1 protein-coding gene is annotated in these 842 nt (G+C 47.3%); it reads right to left on the bottom strand.

Translation table 11 applies throughout. The features are described from left to right. Positions 1-411: 411 nt before the first annotated feature. The coding region (locus A3766_RS03970) for a DUF480 domain-containing protein (RefSeq protein WP_156508670.1) at positions 412-842 on the bottom strand (431 nt) is incomplete at its 5' end.

Raw genomic sequence — 842 nt, forward strand, 5'->3', positions numbered from 1 at the left:
TGATTCACCCCTTAAAGCTTATGCCGACAAACGTTTGGCGATTGAGTTAGAAAGCCGTTTCGGTATCAATGTTGTGGCCACACAAGAAGAGTCTGAACAGGTGATGACAGCCTTCTACACCTCTCTTGGCACAGACTTGGACAACTTTGGTATTGCCATACCCTTTGGCTATGTTCCAGGGGTCGCTGAAAACACTCAGCTAAACATCATCACTTTAGAGAAATTCCACGGTATCGCAGAAATGTATTACTACATCNGCGAAACCGGCAGCGAAAATCGTAGCCAAGTCTTACAGGCCAAGGTGAAGACCGATGCCCTAGGCCTGCCATTTATCACGATTCCGCTTTCTAATATCGACCGTCACGAAAGCTTATTTTAGCCTTCGCTCTATTCGCTATTATTAGTGTTTGCTTACTGCTTCTGCTCCATCAGCCAAGCGACTTGTTTCTCAAGCTCTTCAATTCGAGCGAAGAGCTCATCTGAAGACGCTGAAGAGTCGCTTACTGGTGTTGAAGGCTCTTGTATTTGCGTCATATCAGGCTCCCCACTGAGCAGGTGCATATAACGATCTTCCCGCTGTCCGGCAGACGACGGTAAGCGACACATCAATGGTGTTGTTCTGTTTAGCAGCTTATCGACTAAAGCAATTAGTTCTTCTGGCCCTGAAAACTCATACATTCTGCGGGTTCGGGTGAGAAGCTCATTCACCGTCTGCGGGCCTCGCAGCAAGAGCATGCAAAAGATAGCGTGCTCTGCGTCATTCATATGATATTCACGCGTCAGACGCTGGTCATATTTATCCGCTCTTGAACCGTACTCAAATTTTACCAAGGCCCGCTTCT

It is taken from the genome of Oleiphilus sp. HI0132 (genome assembly GCF_001635845.1).